This is a genomic window from Cellulomonas telluris, assembly GCF_004886325.1.
GTDB classification, from domain to species: domain Bacteria; phylum Actinomycetota; class Actinomycetes; order Actinomycetales; family Cellulomonadaceae; genus Cellulomonas; species Cellulomonas telluris.
The window spans coordinates 1-508 of sequence record NZ_QXFN01000125.1 but is presented as its reverse complement, the minus strand read 5'-3'; the positions used below and the strand labels follow the sequence as shown (position 1 = coordinate 508).

The following is a 508-nucleotide window of genomic DNA, read 5'->3' as shown; positions in this document are numbered from 1 at the left end:
CCGTCGTTCGGGCGTGGGCCGTTCGGCCACTACGTCTGCACCGCCGTCAACGACGCCGTGCTCCACGGCCGCCCGCGCGACCAGCGGCTCGAGGACGGTGACCTGCTCACCCTGGACCTGGCGGTCCGGCTCGACGGCATCGCCGCCGACTCCGCGATCAGCTTCGTGGTGGGTGAGACCCGGGCGGCCGAGAGCGTCCGCCTGATCGAGACCACCGAGCGCGCGCTGGCAGCCGGCATCGCCGCTGCCGGCCCGGGTGCGCGGATCGGCGACCTGTCCCACGCGATCGGCGCCGTCCTCGGCGAGGCGGGCTACCCGATCAACATGCAGTTCGGCGGCCACGGCATCGGCACCACGATGCACCAGGACCCGCACGTCTCCAACGACGGCCGCCCCGGCCGCGGCTACAAGCTGCGCCCGGGCCTGCTCCTCGCCCTCGAGCCGTGGATCATGGCCGACACGGACGAGCTGGTCACCGACGAGGACGGCTGGACGCTCCGCAGCGCCA

1 protein-coding gene is annotated in these 508 nt (G+C 73.8%); it reads left to right on the top strand.

The genetic code is table 11. From position 1 onward, the window contains the following. Positions 1-508: M24 family metallopeptidase (locus FB586_RS19040; RefSeq protein WP_136520881.1), on the top strand; the 508-nt coding region annotated here is incomplete at both ends.